The sequence below is a fragment of the Thermobacillus sp. ZCTH02-B1 genome (genome assembly GCF_002159085.1).
Classification (GTDB): Bacteria; Bacillota; Bacilli; order Paenibacillales; family Paenibacillaceae; genus Thermobacillus.
Window position 1 is genome coordinate 50,786 of record NZ_LZRU01000009.1, and the last position, 17,454, is coordinate 68,239.

Sequence of the window (17,454 nt, forward strand, 5' to 3'; positions counted from 1 at the left end):
GGATGTTGCCCGTGCCATTTTTTATCGGAATCGTCCCGCCGGACGATGTGAAACGGCGGATCGAAGCGTTTCGGAATCGCTGGGAGAGCAACCGCCTCCGGGAAGTGGTCGAACCGCACATTACGGTGAAGGCCCAGAGCGGACTGACCGGGGATTTGGCATGGCTGGACAAGGTTCGGAACGTCTGCTCTTCCTTTCGGAGTTTCCGCGTGTCGCTGGGAGAACCGGCCACGTATGGCACCTCGGTGGCGTATCTGTCGGTCCGGTCCGCGGAAATATGCGAGCTGCACCGATCGCTGATGGAGGCCGTGTCTCCGCCGCCGGAGCTTCTCAAGATTTATTACGAGCTGGATCGTTACCATCCCCATCTGACATTGGGCCAGACCCACTGGGGCATGAGCGAATCCGAGATCGTGGAGATGGCGGCGGAGGCGCGGCGCGCGCTCGCGCCCTATCCGTCTTTCGACGTCGCCTTCGTCCGGGTGTACAAGGAAATCGGGCCCGACAGATATGCGCCGTTTGAAGATATACGGCTTGCACGGTAACCGCCTTGCCGAAGGCGGTTATTCTTGTCGCGGGGACATCGTGGCGATCCATCCGCGGCATGTCGCGATATGATGGAAACGTGACGGTTCGCGGGCATGTTTTTGATCATGGAGGAAAGCGGGGTGAAAGGGATGGATATCCGCAAGATCCGGCTGGACGAAGGCGCAAGGACGCAGACGAGCGAGGCGCGGGACGAATACGAGAAGGATTACGCCCGCCTCGTGCAGTCGCCCGCGTTCCGCAGGCTGCAGGGCAAATCGCAGGTGTTCGGCGCCGGCACCGGGGACTATTACCGCACCCGGCTCACGCACTCGCTCGAAGTCTCCCAGATCGCCCGGGAGCTGGCGCGCCGGCTGCAACGGACGCATCCGCTCCTGCAGAAACCCGAACACCCGGGGCTGATGATGGAGCCCGAAGTCGTCGAATGCGCCGCGCTCGCCCACGATCTCGGCCATCCGCCGTTCGGCCACAAGGGCGAGGAAGTGCTGCACCGGCTGCTCAGCAAGCACGGGATGCCCTATGAGGGCAACGCGCAGAATTTCCGCATTCTCATGTTCCTAGAGAAGCGCGCGGGGAGCGACAGCGGCCTGGATCTGACGGCGGCCGTGCTGCTCGCGATCAACAAGTATCCCCACTGCCTGAACGAGCCCGGCGTCACCAAAGGCGTCTACGAGATGGAATGGGAAGGCGGCATCCGCCGGCTGCGGGAGCTGTGGGGCATGCCGGAGGGCCGCGCGACGCTGGAAGCGCAGCTCATGGATCTCTGCGACGACATCGCCTATTCGACGCACGACATCGAGGACGGCATCCGAGCCGGCAAGATTCTGATGAGCCCGGGCTTCTTCGAGGACGACCGGCTGGCGGAGCTGATCGTGCAGGAGATCGAGCACGATCCGTCCGGTCTGAACCGCGCCTGGGAAGGCATCGGACGCGGACGGATGACCGAGATGGTGAAGCGCGTGCTCTCCGAATATTACGAGCAGTGGACGACGGTGTTCCGCGAGACCGGAAAGGAGCCTTCGCGCACGCGGCGCGAGATGAAGGCGCGCTGGGTCGGCCTGTTCGCGAGCCGTGTCGGCATCCTCGACGACGGGCAGGGGTGGAAGCGCGTCACGTTCGTGAGGGACGGCGCGGAGGACATGGATCTGCTCCGGACGATGGAAATTCTGAAGAAGCTGGCCTGGGTGACGCTGATCAAGGATTTCCGCGTGCAGCGGCTCCAGAAGCGGAGCGAGATCATGCTGACGCGGCTGTGGGAGGCCTTCTCGGACCGCGAAACGGGCAAGCTGCTGCTGCCGCCGGATTGGGTCGTAAGCTACGAGCGGCAGAAGGATTCGTGGCCGTGGGAGCGGCTCGCGGCGGACTATATCGCCGGGATGACCGATGCATACGCGGAGAAGGTGTACACGGAACTGTTCGCGAGCCGTTCCGGGTCGATCTACGAGCGCGACTGATGCCGCCCCTTCTCCAACCGCCGCTGCTTCCTTCGCAGCAAGATTTACACGGCCGCCGGTTTCGTCTATGCTTAAATTGTGTCAGTCCGGCAAGCGACCAGGAATCGGCATACAGGGAGGCGAACGCGCGTTCATGAACAACTTCACGTTCTACAACCCGACGAAAATCGTCTTCGGCCGGGGCACGGTGTCCCAACTTGGCGGTTTGATGGAACCGTACGGCAAGAAAGTGCTGCTCGTCTACGGCGGCGGCAGCATCAAGCGGAACGGGCTTTATGACCGGGTCATGGAACAGCTCCGGAGCGTCGGTGCGGAAGTGCACGAGCTCTCGGGCGTCGAGCCGAACCCGCGCCTGACGTCCGTGCACCGGGGGATCGAGATCTGCCGCGAACACGGCGTCGAATTCATCCTCGGCGTCGGCGGCGGCAGCGTCATCGATGCGGCGAAGGCGATCGCGGCCGGCGTCCCGTACGAAGGTGACGTGTGGGACTTCTACGTCAGGAAAGCCCGCGTGCAGAAGGCGCTGCCGCTCGGCGCGGTGCTGACGCTGGCGGCGACCGGCACGGAGATGAACGGCAACTCGGTCATCACGAACTGGGAAACCCGGGAGAAACGCGGTGCGGGCAGCATCCACATGTACCCGAAGTTTTCGATCCTCGATCCGGAGCTGACGTTCACGGTGCCGACCGACCAGACCGCGAACGGCATCGTCGACATGATGTCGCACGTGTTCGAGCAGTATTTCAGCCAGACGATGGACACGCCGCTGCAGGAGCGGTTCTGCGAGTCGATCCTGAAGACGGTCATCGAGAACGGCGAAATCGCGCTCCGCGAGCCGGACCATTACGCCGCGCGCGCCAACCTGATGCTGTGCGCCACCTACGCACTGAACGGCGGCATGATCAGCGTCGGCGTCGAGGATGACTGGGCGTCGCACGGCATCGAGCACGCGATCAGCGCCTTCTATGACATCGCGCACGGTGCGGGGCTGTCGATCGTGTTCCCGAACTGGATGAAATACGTGTACCGAGAACGCATCGACCGGTTCGTGCAATTTGCTGTCCGCGTCTGGGGCATCGATCCCGCCGGCAAGTCCGACGAGGAGATCGCGCTCGCCGGCATCGAGGCAACCCGCGATTACTTCACCCGGATCGGCGCGCCCGCGACGCTCGGCGAGGTCGGCATCGGCCGCGAGCATCTCGACGAGATGGCGGAACATGCCGTCCGCTTCGGTCCGATCGGGCGGTTCCGCAAGCTGGAGAAGGACGACGTGAAGGCGATCCTGGAAATGGCGCTGTAACGGCCCGAAACCGTTCATCCGATCCGCCGTGCGGGGATCGTCCCGCCCGGCGGATGTTCGTCTCCGGACGCCGTCCGCCTCCCATTCGCCGGCGGGCTTCCGCGGCCGTGTGACGGGCGATTGACGGGTTTGTCCCGGATGGGCTAAACTGGAAAAAACGAATCCCGCCGCACCGTCCCCCGGCGAGCGAGACGGCGTTTTTTTTCTTTGCGTCGGGGATCTGGTGCGGCAGAAAGGAACAACAGACATGGATTTGACGCCGATTCGCGACATGGCCGACGCGATCCGTGCGAACGTCGGGCGGGTGATCGTCGGCAAGGAGACGCTGATCGACCGCCTACTGATCGCGATCATCACCTCCGGCCACGTCCTGCTCGAGGACGTGCCCGGAACCGGCAAGACGCTGACCGCGAAAGCGCTTGCGGTCTCGCTGGACTGCACGTTCAAGCGGATTCAGTTCACGCCGGATCTTCTGCCTTCGGATTTAACGGGCATTCATTACTTCAACCAGAAGGTCGGCGAGTTCGAATTCCGGCCCGGGCCGCTGTTCGCCAACATCGTGCTGGCGGACGAGATCAACCGCGCGACGCCGCGCACGCAATCGAGCCTGCTCGAATGCATGGAGGAGCGGCAGCTCAGCATCGACGGGCGGACGTTCGCGCTGGAGCGGCCGTTCCTCGTCATCGCGACGCAGAATCCGGTCGAAAACCAGGGCACGTTCCCGCTGCCGGAGGCGCAGCTCGACCGGTTCCTGTTCAAGCTGCGCATGGGCTATCCGGACAGCGCGGAGGCGGTTCAAATCCTGAAGCGGTTCATGGATGCGAGCCCGCTGGAGGAGATCGGACCGGTCGTGAAACGGGAAGCGATCCTGGAGGCGCAGCGGCTCTATTCGAAGGTGGCGGTGCACGACGATCTGCTGCGATATATCGTGGCGGTCGTCGAACGGACGCGGACGCATCCGGACGTGCACGTCGGCATCAGCCCGCGCGGCAGCCAGGCGCTGCTCCGGGCGGCGCAGGCCTTCGCCGCGCTTCAGGGGCGCGCCTATGTCGTGCCGGACGACATCAAGGCGCTGGCGGCCGACGTGCTGGCCCACCGGATCGTACTGCGAGGGGCGGCCCGCACAAAGCCGGAAGCGACCGAAGACGTCGTCCGCCAGGTGCTGGAAGCGGTGCCGGTGCCCGCGGAGGAGTCGCTGGGCGCGCGATAGGAGGCGGCCATGGCGATTCATTTTGTCCTGCTGACGTTCGTCCTGCTCATGATGCTTCAGGCGATCCTCTTCAGCAAGACCGGTCTGGCCGGGATCCGGTACGACCGGCGGCTCGGCGTCCGGGCCTGCTACCAGGGCGAAGAGGTCGAGCTGGTGGAGACGATCGAGAACCGGAAATGGCTGCCCGTCCCGTGGCTGCGCGTGGAATCGCAGATTCCGGCGGCCCTGCGCTTCGGATCGCAGGCAAACCTCGACATCAGTTCCGGCAGCATCTATCAGAACCACAAGAGCCTGTTCAGCCTGATGCCGTACACGCGCATCACGCGGCGGCACACGGTGAGATGCACGAGGCGGGGGTACTATCGCGCGGAATCGGTTACGATGACGGCCGGCGATCTGTTCGGATTCGCGGCGAGCACGAAGCGGCTCGGCATCGGCTTCGAGCTGGTCGTCTACCCGAGGCCGCTGCCCCCGGAGGAATGGGATCTGCCGGCGCACGGCTGGATGGGCGAGGCGATCGTGCGGCGCTGGATCCTCGACGATCCGTTTCTGGTCGTAGGGACGCGCGAATACCGGCCGGGCGATCCGCTGAAGGCGATCAATTGGAAAGCGTCGGCGCGCACCGGGAAACTGCAGGTGCACAAGCGGGACCATTCGGCGGATCACCGGCTTCTGATCGTGCTCAATGTGGAAGACCACGAGGGCATGTGGAGCGTCGCGACGAACGAGGCGATGGTCGATTACGGCCTTTCCGTCGCGGCGGGCTTGATCCGGTACGCCGTCGAGCACGGGATGGAGGCCGGCTTTGCGGCGAACGCGGCGGAGGAGGGCCGCGGCGGGGAGCGGCCGGCGTATGTCGAACCGGGAGCCGGACTGCCCCACATGCTCGCGATTTTCGAATCGATGGCGAGGCTCCGGACGGAACGGCTTCTTCCGCTGCATGAGCTGCTGCATCAGATCGGCGGACGGCTGGACGAGCGGACGGACATTGCGGTGCTGTCCACCTACGAGAACGACCGGATCGCCGAAGCGGCGAGGAAGCTCGAGGCATCCGGGCACGCGGTGCGGATTCTGCCGCTGCGCATGCCGGAACCGGAATCGGCCGGCGGCCGGGAAGCGGGGCGGTCGGCATGAAGGCGCGGGAATGGCTGCTTGCGCTTTGGCTGGGCGTGACGGAGACGGTCATCTGGCTGCCGGTTCCGCTGTTCGCCGTCGTGTGGGGACTCGACGCGGCCGCGTTGTACGGCTTTCTCGCGGCGCTGCCGTTCTGTTACGCGGCGGGGGAGCGGCTGACGGCGCGGTGGAGCCGGATGCGGCGCATCGTCCGGTTCGCGTCGGCGGCGGCGATCGGCATCGGTGCCGGGCTCCTGCTCAGGCCGTACGGCGTGGCCTGGATCGCGGCAGCCGCCGTCGCTTCCGCGGCCGCGCTGCGCGGCATGTCGCCGGTGCCGCCCGACGACGTGCGCCAGCGCCATTTGCTCGCGGTGGCGCTGGCCGTCTATTTCATCGGGTCGATCGCCGCCGGGTTCATGGACATGACGGCGCCCCTCCGCCTGCTGCTTGCGGCAGGCGGCGTGCTCACGCTGCTCTTGGCCGTCCGGCGCGCGAACCGGGTCACGCTGATCGAAGCCAATCAGATCGGCGGACAGGTGCCGCGGTCGGTGGCGGTTCGCAACCGGCTGCTGACCGGCTCGTTTGCGGCGGCAGCGCTGTTCATCGCGTTCTTCCGTCATCTGGAGACGCTCTGGCATTTGTTCGTCGGCGGCTTGAACCGGCTGATCGCCTGGTTGAGCCGGCATGCCGGCGAGCCGGCTCCGCGGGAGGCGCCGAAGGAAGAACCGGTCGATCCGTTCGCCGGGCTGCCCGCGCCCGAAAACGGTGAACCGGGCTGGCTGATGCAGATGCTGGAGAAGATCGCGACCGGGATCGCCGTGCTCGCGCTGGCGGCGATCGCCGTTCTGCTGCTGCGGCAGCTCCTGCGCCTGCCGGCCCTCGCGCGGCTCATCGCCCGATGGCTGGCCGCCTGGCGCGAGCGGACGGCGGGCGCGGATGCGGGCGGCTATGTGGACGAAGTGGAGCGGCTGACCGGGGAGACGATGCTGTCCGGCGTCTTCCGGCGCCTGCGGGAGATCGGCCGCCGCGAATCCTGGGCCGCGATGACGCCGGAAGAACGGATCCGGTGGCTGTTCCGCCGGCGGTTCGAACGCGCCGGGAAGCGCGGGTTCCGCTATCGTCCGAACCTGACGCCGCGGGAAAATTTCGAGGCCCTGCGGCATTTCGGCGGCGATTATCGGGAGGCGGATGACGCGTTGCGCCGGATCTACACGGAAGTGCGCTACGGCCGCCGTCCGGCCGCGAAAGACGAGGCGGAGCGGCTGAAATCGGACCTCGGGCTTTGATGCCGCTGGTTTCGGCGCCGCGCATGCAACGCCCGGAGGCCGCGCATGCCCGGACCTGATCCGCCATCAACTTCCTGATTCCGTTCGAATCGGATCGTTCTCATCGGGGCATACCATAGTTGAGCCAGGCGGCGAATAGTGCCCGACGCTCAATCCATCCCTGGAGAGAAAGGTGGCTGCCGATTCGAATGAAACGTACGCTGAAAGGTGCGGTCGCCGCGACAGCCCTGATGCTGGCGTTATCTTCCCCTGTATTTGCGGAGGGCGGGGTGAACGGCAAGACGGACCACAACCGCTCCGCGTATACGGGGGCCGGCACGAACCGGACGAACGTGTACACGAATCGTGCGTACGATACGAACACTCCGGCGCCGGTCGGCTACACGGACAACCGCGATTTCCGCCGTTACAACGTGAACGCCGACAACAACGGGCTGATGGACCGCACGGAACGCACGGTTCGCGGCACGGTGCGCGCAGCGGCTACCGGCGCCGACAACGATTTCGACTGGGGCTGGCTTGGTCTACTCGGTCTGATCGGGCTCGCGGGTCTGCGCGGCCGCATGCGCGAGACGTCGTAACGCCGCAAGAAGCGGCAAAGCCGGGCGAATCTTCCGCACGGAAGAACACCCGGCTTTTTCACTGCCCTTTCAGGATTCGCGCGGACGGTCGATCGCTTCGGCCATCGTTCGGTCCGTCAGATGGGCGTAGATCTGCGTCGTCTCCGGCGAGGCGTGCCCGAGCTGCTCCTGCGTCTTGTACAGATCGTTCCGCAGGTAGTAGTCGGTCGCGAACGAGTGCCGCAGCTTGTGGACGGACAGGTACGGCTTGCCGAACCGCTTCGCGTATTTGATGACCATCTCCTGGATGGCCCGTCTCGTCATGCGGGAACCTTCCTTCCGGCCGTTCGCCACCGCGAGGAAGAGCGCCTTCTCCTTCTTCGGCGCGTTGTAGCGGGTTTCCCGGATCTCCAGATATTTCTTCAGATCCTCGACCGCATCCTGCCGGAAGTAGACGGGTGTCTTGAACGTGTCGTCGTTCTTGCCCTTGCGGTATACGTAGACGATTTTGCGCTTCAGGTCGACGTCGTCGACGTTCAGGTTGACGACTTCGGATACCCGCAGGCCGGAATGGAGGATCAGGCTGATGATGCAGGCGTCCCGGATCCGGTTGCGTTCGTAGGCCGCGAGCGCCTGCTTGTTGCCGGCGAGATCCCCCGCATAGTCTTCCCGCACATACTTCAAAAATTCCTCGATTTCGTGATCCTGCAGCAGCTTGCCTTCCAGCCTGGCGGCCGAATCCTTCGGCTTGTGCGTCCGCTTGATCGACACCTTCGCCATGACATTCCGCTTGAGCAGCGGATAGAAGTTCTCGTCCTCCGCGATCTGGCTCAGGTAGTGGAACAGCGAGCGGAGCGAGGACAGTTTGCGCGAGATCGTCGTCCGGCTGTTGTTCCTCTCCCGATGCGCGGCCAGATACATCTTGTAGTTGTCGATCGACTCCATGCGCAGGTTCTCGAGATCGGAGAGCGGAATGTCCTTCATCTCCCGCGCTTCCGTAAGCCCTTCCGCCATCAGCCAGCGGAAGAACGTCTCGTAGTCGCGCACGTATTCAAGCAGGGAGGAGGGAGACAGGTCGGGCAGCTTGTAGTGGATGAATTGCTCCACGTACCAGGGCATCGAAGGCAATCGCCGTTCGAGTTCTTGCCTGTCTCTCAGCTTGATGACGTTCAAAGCGATCCCTCCGCACGGTCCGGTACTGCTGACAAGTCCTATTGTACCATCGGCGGGAAAGGATGTTAACTGTCATGATGTACATAAAAAACATTATGTAAACTTTCTTCCGACCCGTTGTTTGAAATCATTCCCGGTCCAACCGCGGTTTCTCAAGAAATTTACCCCGTGATCATGGAATTGTGCATCTCCTTCCGGTCGGAGACCTCTCTCTATAATGGAATTGTGATACGAACCAAAGACGGGAGGTCTGACGATGAACAAACGGTTGGGAATCGCCATCCTGATCCTGATCGTTACCCTATCCGCGGCGCTTGCGGCATGCGGTTCGGGCAAAAATGAAAACGCCGCCAACGGCGGTTCGCCGGGCCCTTCGACCGGCGGCGGGAACGGCGGCGGGACGTCCGGGTCGGAGCCGTCGGAGGATGCCGAGCCGTTCACCGTTTCGCTCCGGCACATCCAGATCGGCGAGGCGCAAAAATTCCGGAAAGCGATTCTGGATGATGTGGTGAAGAAAACGGAGGAGGAAGTTCCCGGCCTGAAGTTCGAGCTCGACGGCGTCGAGGACCAGGTCAACCGCTTCACGAAGCTGCCGGCCGAGATGGCCGCGGGCAATCCGCCGAAAATCTTCGACCTGTTCGGCGGCGCGGGCGACGCGCTGAAATACGCCAAAGCCGGCCGGCTGCTCGACGTGACGCCGATCATCGAAGAGCTGGGCATCGCCGACAAGTTCCTCAACCTGAGCCAGTTCACGCTGGACGGCAACGTGTACGGCCTGCCGATCGGCGGCAGTACGGAAGGATTTTTCTACAACATGCCGCTGTTCGAAAAATACAACATCAAGGTGCCGACGACGCTGGAGGAGCTGGAGGCGGCCGCGGAGACGCTCAAACAGAACGGGATCACCCCGTTCGCGATGGGATCGAAGGGAGCATGGGTGCCGCTCATGCTGGTCAATACGCTGATCGGCCGCTACGCCGGCCCCGACGCGATCGACGGGTTCCCCGCCGGCACGCACGCGTGGAATTCGCCGGAAGTGACGGCCGCGTTCGCGAAGTATGAAGAATGGGTCAAGAAAGGGTACTTCACGAAGGGCGAACTCGGCCTCGAATACGCCGACATGCTGAACCAGTTCGTGACGGGCAAGGCGGGCATGATGTTCGACGGCAGCTGGCGTTCGTCCGTGTTCAGGGATCCCGAGCAGGCGGGCGAGCTCACCGGCAAGGTCGGATTTTTCCCGATGCCTCCCGTGCCCGGCGGCAAAGGCGATCAGACGTTCGTGAACGGGAACTACAGCAACGGCTACGGGTTCTCCGCCGACTTGAACGAACGCGAACGGACCGCCGTGAAGGCGTTCATCAAAAACATGTACAGCGAAGAAATGCAGCTCAGGGGACTGCTGGAGGACGGCGTGCTGCCGTCGATGAAGCTGTCCGAGGACGCGCTCGGCAAAGTGGAGGACCCGCTCGTCAAGCAAATCATGGAAGTGATGCGGCAAGCCGGCGGCGCGTTCTCGCACTTCGATTCCACCGTTCCCTCGGAGGTGTACAAGGAATCAGAGGCGCAGATCCAGAAGCTGATCGCCGGCCAGGCGACCGCCGAGCAGGTGACCGAAGCGCTGCAGAAAGTCCAGCAGGAGGCCAACGCGAAGTCGTAAGCGGACGCGTATGGAACCGGGCTGCCGGCAGGACGCGTCGCCTGCGCCCGAGCCGGGACCAGGCGACGCCGGCTCAAGCCGCGGGGCACGCCCGGGAGCCGGGGCCGGGTCCTGCAGCCTTGCGGCGGCGTCGCCCGACCTGGCGCGGGCGGCGCCGTCCGTTCTTGGAGGTGGAACCGCTTGAAACATCCGATGCGCAATCCGTGGATCTATACGCTGTTCATCGCCCCGACGCTGATCTTGTACGGTCTGTTTTTCCTCTGGCCGATGGTGTCGTCTTCCTACTATGCGTTCACCGACTGGAACGGCCTTGAAAACTATCGCTTTGTCGGTTGGTCCAACTTCGCCCGCGCTTTCGGCGACCCGGACTTTCGCCGCGCGATCGTCAACAACCTCATCTTCATCGGGTTCTCGGTGTTCGTGCAAATTCCGCTCATCGTGCTGTTCGCCCTTCTGATCGCTTCCGTCAAGCGGTTCAGGGGCTTCTACAAGACGACCGTGTTCGTGCCCTCCATCGTGTCCACGTCCGTCATCGGCATTCTGTGGGGGTTCATCTACGAACCGGAGGTCGGGCCGCTCAACCGGCTGCTCGCGCTGTTCGGCGCGGGTCCGATCTATTGGCTGGCGGAACCGAAGTGGGCGCTGCCGGCCGTGCTGATCACGAACGCCTGGCAGTGGATGGGCTTTTACATCGTGCTCGTGCTGGCGGCGATTCTGGCCATTCCGCGCGAGATTCACGAGGCGGCGATCGTGGACGGCGCCAGCGGCTGGCAACGGGCGCTCAACATTACGGTTCCGCTCATTCTGCCGGTCATCTCCGTCGTGGTGATGCTGTCGATCGCCGGCGGGATGCGCGTCGTCGACATCGTGCTGGTCATGACGAAGGGGGGACCGGTCGGCGCGACGGAGGTGATGGCGTCGTACATGGTGAACGAAGCGATGGGCATCGATCCGAACTACGGGTTCGGCACGGCCATTGCGCTCATCATTTTCACCTTCGCGCTCGTCCTGACGTCGCTTTACCAGATGACGTTCGGCCGGCGGATGCAGGGAGGCGAGTTCTGATGCCGCTCAAACGGGCCGTGCCGCACGCGGTGCTGCTGGCGTATGTCGCCGCCGTCCTCTTTCCGTTCGTGTTCGTCGTGTTTTCCTCGCTGAAAGGGAGCAACGTGGAGATCGCGACCCATCCGTTCGGTCTTCCGAAGACGTGGCATTTTGAAAATTACGCGGAAGCCTGGGTCAAGGCCAAAATCGGCGTCTATTTCTTCAACAGCGTCTATTTATCGTTCACGTCCGCGCTTGCCTCCGCCCTGCTGGCCGCGGCCACGGCGTTCGCGATCGTCCGGATGCGATTCCCGCGCGCCGGCAAGTGGATCCATCAAACGGTGCTGCTCGGCATGTTCATCCCGGGCAACGTGCTGTTTATCGCGCAATATCTGCTCGTCATGAAGCTGGGCGTGCTGAACACCCACTGGGCGCTGTTTCTTCCTTACACGGCGGGCGCGCTGCCGCTCGGCGTGCTGCTCCTGTCGGCGTTCATGAAGTCGCTGCCGGGCGAACTGGAAGAGGCGGCGATCATGGACGGATTGAGTTCGGCGGGGCTTTTTGTCAAAATAGTTTTACCGCTTACATTGCCGGCACTGGTCACCGTATTCATCGTGAATTTTCTGGGCGCGTGGAACGAGTATCTGCTCGCGAACTTTTTCATCAGCAGGGACGCGCTGCGCACGCTGCCGACCGGGATGGTCGGATTCCGCGACGCCTTCCAGACGAACTACGCGCTGATCTGCACCGGCATCGTGTTCAGCGTGGCGCCGGTGCTCGTGCTGTACGCGTTTCTGCAGGAGAAGATCATCGAAGGGCTGACCGTCGGCAGCGTCAAGGGGTAATCGGGGTCCGAAGGAGTCCGGTGCGATGTCGCTGAGGTTCAAGCTGTTCGGCGCGTTTCTGGTCCTGATCATCGTTCCGCTCGTCGTGCTGGCCGTCGCGCTCTACACGCTGGTGACCGATCTGATCGAGGAGAAGCATTCTCGCCAGACGGAACTGACGCTGCGCGCGCTGAGCCAGTCGGTCGGCTTCGTGTTCAGGGAAATGAACCAGGTGACCGACAGCACGATCGCCAGCGACGCCATCCAGGATGTGCTGAACGACGCGTACGGGGAAGAGGTGGAGGACATCGATTATCTCAACCTGAACGAGGTGCAGCAAAAGTTCCGGGAGCTGCTCGTCTATCACCCCTCGGTCAGCTACGCCCTGATGTACGCGCTCGACGACGGACGGATATACCGGATTTTTACGAAAGAGCGGTTCCAGGCCATGCCGTACGAGCGGTTCGTCGGGACGCGGCTGCATAAGCAAGTGCTCGAGCGGGACGGCCTGCCGCTGTGGGTGGGTCCCTACGAATATCCGGAACTGACCGGTTCGGAGCCGGTGTTCACGCAGATCCGCGTCGTGAAGGACATCGACACGCTCCAAAACAAGGGCATTTTGCTGGTGCAGATCAAACATTCGGGACTGGAGTCGGTGTTCCGGTATTTCCGTTACCGGCAAAACCAGCTTGCCACCCGGTTTTTCATCGTGAACGGGAACGGATTGGTGCTGTATGACAGCGGCGGCGCCCTGAACGGAAAAGAGCTGTCCGAGCTCGCGGAACGACCGCTTGAGCCGGGCGAGGGGTACCGGAGCGTGCGCAGCCGGTTCGACGGACAAGACAGCGTCATCTCCAGCATCGGTCTGGGGATCGAAAACTGGCGTCTCGTGTCCGTCACCTCCTGGCACGCCCTGTCCAGCGAAGTGCTGCTGTACTCCCGCTGGGTCGCGGCCATCCTGCTCCTCTGCCTCGTGTCGGCGCTGCTGTTCATCCGGCTGTTCGCCAACCGGGTCGCCCGGGCGATCGTGCAAACCGTGCAGGTCATGGGACGGGTGGAGCGGGGCGATTTGACCGCCCGGCTGCCGCTGCAAGGCAACGACGAGACGTCGCTCCTGGCCCGCGGGTTCAACCGGCTGGTCAACCGCCTCGCGGAATTGCTCGAGGAAGTGAAGCGGCAGCAGGAACGCAAGACGCGCGCCGAACTGCAGGCGCTGCAGGCGCAGATCAAGCCGCATTTCCTGTTCAACGCGCTGGAGTCGATCAACGCGCTGGCCGTGCAGAACGAAGGGCAAAAGGTCAGCGGATGGTGACGCGGCTCGGCAGCATGCTGCGCATCAGCATCCTGCAGCGGGAAGAAATCACGGTGGCGCAGGAACTGGATCATCTGCTGAGTTATCTGGAAATTCAGAAATATCGTTTTGACGACCTGTTCCAGTTCGACATCGACGTGCCGCCCGCGCTCATGAACTGCCTCATGCCCAAGCTGACGCTGCAGCCGCTGGTCGAAAACTGCATCCAGCACGGCTTCGAAGGCATCGGGTACATGGGCCACATCCGCGTCACCGCGCGCGAAGAAGGGGAACGGATCGCGTTCTGGGTCGAGGACAACGGCATCGGCATTCCGCCGGAACGGCTGGCCGCGATCGAAGCCGTCCCCGACCCGTCGGCCTGGCACGGCGACGCACCGGAGACGGGCGAGCGGCGCGGGCTCGGCGTCCGCAACGTGGCGGACCGCATCCGCATTCGCTACGGCGATCGCTACGGCCTGTTCATCTGCAGCGAGCCGGGGCGGGGCACCGTGATCAAAATCGTCATTCCGAAGACGGCGGGAGGGGTTGCCCGTGAAGCTGAAGGCCATGCTCGTTGACGACGAAAAGCCGATTCTGCAAAACCTGCACACGGTGCTGCCGTGGGCGGATCTGGACATCGAAGTCGTCGGGCTGGCGCGGAACGGCGTGCAGGCGCTCGACATCGCGCGGCGGCATCGTCCGGACCTCATTTTGTGCGACATCCGCATGCCGGTCATGGACGGGATCGAGTTTTTGCGGCGGCTGCGCGAGACGGACGAAGAAGCGGAAGTGGTCATGCTCACCGGGTATCAGGATTTCAACTACGCCCGCTCGGTCATTCCGTACGGGGTGCGCGATTATGTGCTGAAGCCGATCCGCTACGACGAGCTGACCGCACTCATCGGGCGGCTGGCGGGCGCGATCCGCGAGCGAAGACAGGCCCGGGACAGCGAGCAGTCGCGGCTCGACCAGGCGATGCGCCTGGCGTACGAGAAAATGCTGCACGATCTGCTGACGGATAGCGTGCCCGCTCCGCCGCCGCGCTGGATCGACGGGGAGGAGCCGGAGCGGTGGCGTTTTGTGATGATGCTCGCCGACATTGACGACTATGCGCAGCGGTGCCGCGGCGTCCGGGAGCGCGAGCGGAAGATGTGGCTGGTCGCGGCGCGCGACGCGCTGCGGGATGCGCTGGCGGCGGAGGGGCTCAGGCACGCCGTGCTGCCGATGCGTGAGGGCGAGTGGTGCATTCTGGTCGCGCGCGGAAATGTCGGGGGCGAGGAGGTCGGGCCTGGTGGGCCTGCGGCGAGGCGGGACGCCGGATCGTCCGAGCCTGCGGCGCGGCGTGAGGACGGGCTGCGCGAGCGCGCCGGGCGGTGGGCGGAGTTGCTGCAGGAAGCGGTGTGGGCTCATGCGGGACTTCCCGTCACCGTCGGCATCCACCCGGAGGAAATTGCGATCCATGATCTGTCCCGGGTGTTCCGCTCGCTGCAGCGCACGGTGCATCTGGCCGCGGGACGGAACCGTTCGGTGCTCTGGAACGGAGAAACGGCGGGAGAGGAGGCGAACCGGGAGGAGCTGTGGGGGCCGGTCGGACAGCTGGTCGCCGCGCTGAAGCGGGTGGAGCGCGACCGCGTCGAAGAGGCGCTGCGCCTGCTGGCGGCGCGCCTTACGGCGGAGTCGGGGCGGTCGCTGGCCCGGGCCGAGAAGGCGGCTCATTTCATCGCGCTCTATCTGCTGCGCGAAATGCGGGCGCTGGGCGCGCTGACCGCCGAACAGGAGGACGAAATCTGGCGTCTCGTGGAGCTGGCCGACCGGGTGAGCGACATGCTTGCGGCCGTGCGGCGCATCGTGGAGCTGAGCCTGGAAACGTCGGAACGCCAAAAGACCGGCGACCGGCTCATGCACATCGCGAAGGATTACATCGACCGGAACCTGTCCCGGGATCTCGGCGTCGACGAAGTGGCCGGGCACCTCGGCATCAGCGCCAGCTATTTCAGCCTGCTGTTCAAACAGCGTTTCGGCGTCACGTTCCTGGAGTACGTGACGGCGGAGCGGGTGGAGCTGGCCAAGTCGCTCCTGCTCCTCACGGATCGAAGCATTTCGGACATCGGCCGTTCGGTCGGTTACGCCGAGCGGAGATATTTCAACAAGGTGTTTCACAAGGTGACCGGCGAACTGCCGTCGGCCTGGCGGGAACGGCGAAAAACGAATGACCGGAAGGAGAGCGGGACGAATTGAGCCGAGCGGGGATTCGGGAAAAGGGAGAAGGCGTGGATCTGGCCGGCTGGAGCCTGCGCGACAAAATCGGGCAAATGGTGATGGCCGGCTTTGACGGCAAGGCGCCGACGGACGGGATTCGGGCGCTGATCCGTGACCGCAAGCTCGGCGGGGTGATCTGCTTCCGCCGGAACGCGGGCAGCGCCGCCGAAGTCGCCCGGTTGTCGGCCGAGCTGCGCGAACTGGCCGCGGAGGCGACGAAGGCGCCGCTGTGGATCGCCGCAGACCAGGAAGGCGGCATGGTGGCGCGTTTCGACCGGGGCGTGACGGTCATGCCGGGCCACATGGCGCTCGGCGCGACGCGCTCGGCGAAGTGGGCGCGCGAGACGGCCCATGCGTCCGGCGTGCAGCTCATGCGGCTGGGCGTCAATCTGAATTTCGCGCCCTGCCTGGATGTCAACAACAATCCGGCCAATCCGGTCATCGGCGTGCGCTCGTTCGGCGAGCGCCCGGAACTGGCGGCCGAACTGGGCATCGCGGCCATCCGGGGATACCGGGAGGCGGGGGTGGTTGCCTGCGCGAAGCATTTTCCGGGTCACGGCGATACCGTGGCCGATTCGCACCGGGAGCTGCCGACCGTGCCGCACGACCGGAAGCGACTGGAAGCCGTGGAGCTGCTGCCGTTCCGGCTGGCGGCCGCCGCCGGCGCGGACGCGATCATGACCGCGCACGTGCGGTTTCCGGCGCTTGAACCGGACGGTCTGCCGGCGACGTTGTCGCCGCGCATCCTGCGCGGCCTGCTGCGGGACGAATGGGGATACGACGGCGTGGTGTTTACGGACTGTCTGGAGATGAAGGCGATCGCCGATACGGTGGGCGTCGCCCGGGGCGCGGTGATGGCGGTGAAGGCCGGCGCGGACGTCGTGCTGGTCAGCCATACGCCGGCGCTGCAAATCGCCGCGCTCGACGCGTTGTACGAGGCGGTCGTCGCCGGGGAAATCCCCGAGGAGCGGATCGACGAGTCGGTGCGGCGCCTCGTGGGGCTGAAGGCCAGACAGTCGGCGGCGGTTCCGGCCGGCCCCGCTCCGGGCGATCGCGCCGGCCTCGGGGCCGGGCCGGATGAGGTCGATTTCGGCGGCGAAGCGGCGGCGCTCGCCCGGGAAGTATGCCGGCACAGCGTAACGCTCGTACGGAACGAGCGCGGCGCGCTGCCGCTCCGGCGGGATGTGCCGACGTGCGTCGTCTGGCCCGAGGTGCGGCAGGGAACGGATGTCGATGAAGCCGTGGCCCGGGACCTGACGTTGGGCCGGGCGCTCGCGCCGTATCTCGGCGAGGTGAAGGAATTCCGGATCGGCGCCGTTCCCGGCGAAGAGGAGGTTCGCGGGACGCTGGCGGAAATCGGCAGGGCGCTGGAAGAAGCTCGCGAACGCGCCGCAATCCGCGGAGAACCTGAAGGCGGCCGGGCGTGCCTGCAGGTGGTGGTCGGGACGTACAACGCTGCCTTCGCGGCGGGACAAACCGAACTGGTGAACCAATTGCTGGCCCTCGAGGGGGTACGGGTGACGGTGGCGGCGCTCCGCAACCCGTACGATTTGCTCGCCTTTCCGGAGGTTCACGCCTACGCGGCCTGTTACGAGAACACCCCCTGCATGATGGAGGCGCTGGCCGAAGTGCTCGTCGGGGCGACGGAAGCCCGGGGCCGCCTGCCGGTCACCTTGTCGGAGCGGTATCCGTTCGGGCATGGCATTTTGGGCATTCAAGAAGGAACGAGCTGGTGAA

General features: G+C 64.6%; 13 protein-coding genes and 1 pseudogene. 13 read left to right on the forward strand and 1 reads right to left on the reverse strand.

The features are described from left to right. Positions 1 to 11 precede the first annotated feature (11 nt). From A9Z00_RS01870 to A9Z00_RS01900, 7 genes are all read left to right on the forward strand, one after another. Positions 12 to 545, forward strand: a complete 534-nt coding sequence (locus A9Z00_RS01870) for a 2'-5' RNA ligase family protein (RefSeq protein WP_296974680.1) — start codon at positions 12 to 14, stop codon at positions 543 to 545. A 132-nt stretch (positions 546 to 677) separates the two neighbouring features. Next, on the forward strand, positions 678 to 2,000 hold the full coding sequence (locus A9Z00_RS01875; RefSeq protein WP_296974684.1) for a deoxyguanosinetriphosphate triphosphohydrolase family protein: 1,323 nt from the start codon (positions 678 to 680) through the stop codon (positions 1,998 to 2,000). A 133-nt stretch (positions 2,001 to 2,133) separates the two neighbouring features. Continuing rightward, a complete protein-coding gene (locus A9Z00_RS01880) occupies positions 2,134 to 3,300 on the forward strand; it encodes an iron-containing alcohol dehydrogenase (protein WP_296973755.1) in 1,167 nt (388 codons plus the stop codon). 247 nt (positions 3,301 to 3,547) lie between these two features. Then, positions 3,548 to 4,510: an AAA family ATPase gene (locus tag A9Z00_RS01885; protein ID WP_296973757.1), complete on the forward strand. Its 963-nt coding sequence runs from the start codon at positions 3,548 to 3,550 to the stop codon at positions 4,508 to 4,510. Between the two features lie 9 nt (positions 4,511 to 4,519). Continuing rightward, positions 4,520 to 5,644: a DUF58 domain-containing protein gene (locus tag A9Z00_RS01890; protein ID WP_296973760.1), complete on the forward strand. Its 1,125-nt coding sequence runs from the start codon at positions 4,520 to 4,522 to the stop codon at positions 5,642 to 5,644. Continuing rightward, positions 5,641 to 6,909 carry a DUF4129 domain-containing protein gene (locus A9Z00_RS01895; RefSeq protein WP_296973761.1) on the forward strand — a complete coding sequence of 423 codons (1,269 nt, stop codon included), beginning with the start codon at positions 5,641 to 5,643 and terminating at the stop codon, positions 6,907 to 6,909. The genes A9Z00_RS01890 and A9Z00_RS01895 overlap by 4 nt, the downstream gene beginning before the upstream one ends. A 188-nt stretch (positions 6,910 to 7,097) precedes the next feature. Beyond that, on the forward strand, positions 7,098 to 7,490 hold the full coding sequence (locus A9Z00_RS01900) for a WGxxGxxG family protein (protein ID WP_296973764.1): 393 nt from the start codon (positions 7,098 to 7,100) through the stop codon (positions 7,488 to 7,490). A gap of 69 nt (positions 7,491 to 7,559) precedes the next feature. Here the strand turns inward: A9Z00_RS01900 and xerS are convergent, their stop codons facing one another. Continuing rightward, positions 7,560 to 8,642 (reverse strand): tyrosine recombinase XerS, encoded by a 1,083-nt coding sequence (xerS, locus tag A9Z00_RS01905; protein WP_296973767.1) that lies wholly within the window; start codon positions 8,640 to 8,642, stop codon positions 7,560 to 7,562. A 256-nt stretch (positions 8,643 to 8,898) separates the two neighbouring features. Here xerS and A9Z00_RS01910 point away from each other — a divergent pair, with 256 nt between their 5' ends. From A9Z00_RS01910 to nagZ, 6 genes and pseudogenes are all read left to right on the forward strand, one after another. Then, positions 8,899 to 10,299, forward strand: a complete 1,401-nt coding sequence (locus A9Z00_RS01910) for an extracellular solute-binding protein (RefSeq protein ID WP_296973769.1) — start codon at positions 8,899 to 8,901, stop codon at positions 10,297 to 10,299. A gap of 180 nt (positions 10,300 to 10,479) precedes the next feature. After that, entirely contained in the window at positions 10,480 to 11,364 is an 885-nt protein-coding gene (locus A9Z00_RS01915; protein WP_296973770.1) for a carbohydrate ABC transporter permease, read from the forward strand. Continuing rightward, on the forward strand, positions 11,364 to 12,188 hold the full coding sequence (locus A9Z00_RS01920; protein ID WP_296973772.1) for a carbohydrate ABC transporter permease: 825 nt from the start codon (positions 11,364 to 11,366) through the stop codon (positions 12,186 to 12,188). The genes A9Z00_RS01915 and A9Z00_RS01920 overlap by 1 nt, the downstream gene beginning before the upstream one ends. Positions 12,189 to 13,221: 1,033 nt before the next feature. Then, positions 13,222 to 14,036, forward strand: a pseudogene (locus A9Z00_RS15760) (sensor histidine kinase); the annotation flags it as partial. Continuing rightward, a complete protein-coding gene (locus tag A9Z00_RS01935; RefSeq protein ID WP_296973774.1) occupies positions 14,011 to 15,696 on the forward strand; it encodes a response regulator in 1,686 nt (561 codons plus the stop codon). The pseudogene A9Z00_RS15760 and the gene A9Z00_RS01935, both read left to right, overlap by 26 nt. Then, positions 15,693 to 17,453: a beta-N-acetylhexosaminidase gene (gene nagZ, locus A9Z00_RS01940; RefSeq protein WP_367188997.1), complete on the forward strand. Its 1,761-nt coding sequence runs from the start codon at positions 15,693 to 15,695 to the stop codon at positions 17,451 to 17,453. The genes A9Z00_RS01935 and nagZ overlap by 4 nt, the downstream gene beginning before the upstream one ends. Position 17,454 lies beyond the last annotated feature (1 nt).

What these genes read in the sequence shown, in the direction of transcription:
- A9Z00_RS01875 (WP_296974684.1), top strand. Translation starts at nt 678, where the DNA reads ATGGATATCCGCAAGATCCGGCTGGACGAAGGCGCAAGGACGCAGACG.
- A9Z00_RS01880 (WP_296973755.1), top strand. Translation starts at nt 2,134, where the DNA reads ATGAACAACTTCACGTTCTACAACCCGACGAAAATCGTCTTCGGCCGG.
- A9Z00_RS01885 (WP_296973757.1), top strand. Translation starts at nt 3,548, where the DNA reads ATGGATTTGACGCCGATTCGCGACATGGCCGACGCGATCCGTGCGAAC.
- A9Z00_RS01890 (WP_296973760.1), top strand. Translation starts at nt 4,520, where the DNA reads ATGGCGATTCATTTTGTCCTGCTGACGTTCGTCCTGCTCATGATGCTT.
- A9Z00_RS01895 (WP_296973761.1), top strand. Translation starts at nt 5,641, where the DNA reads ATGAAGGCGCGGGAATGGCTGCTTGCGCTTTGGCTGGGCGTGACGGAG.
- A9Z00_RS01900 (WP_296973764.1), top strand. Translation starts at nt 7,098, where the DNA reads ATGAAACGTACGCTGAAAGGTGCGGTCGCCGCGACAGCCCTGATGCTG.
- A9Z00_RS01910 (WP_296973769.1), top strand. Translation starts at nt 8,899, where the DNA reads ATGAACAAACGGTTGGGAATCGCCATCCTGATCCTGATCGTTACCCTA.
- A9Z00_RS01920 (WP_296973772.1), top strand. Translation starts at nt 11,364, where the DNA reads ATGCCGCTCAAACGGGCCGTGCCGCACGCGGTGCTGCTGGCGTATGTC.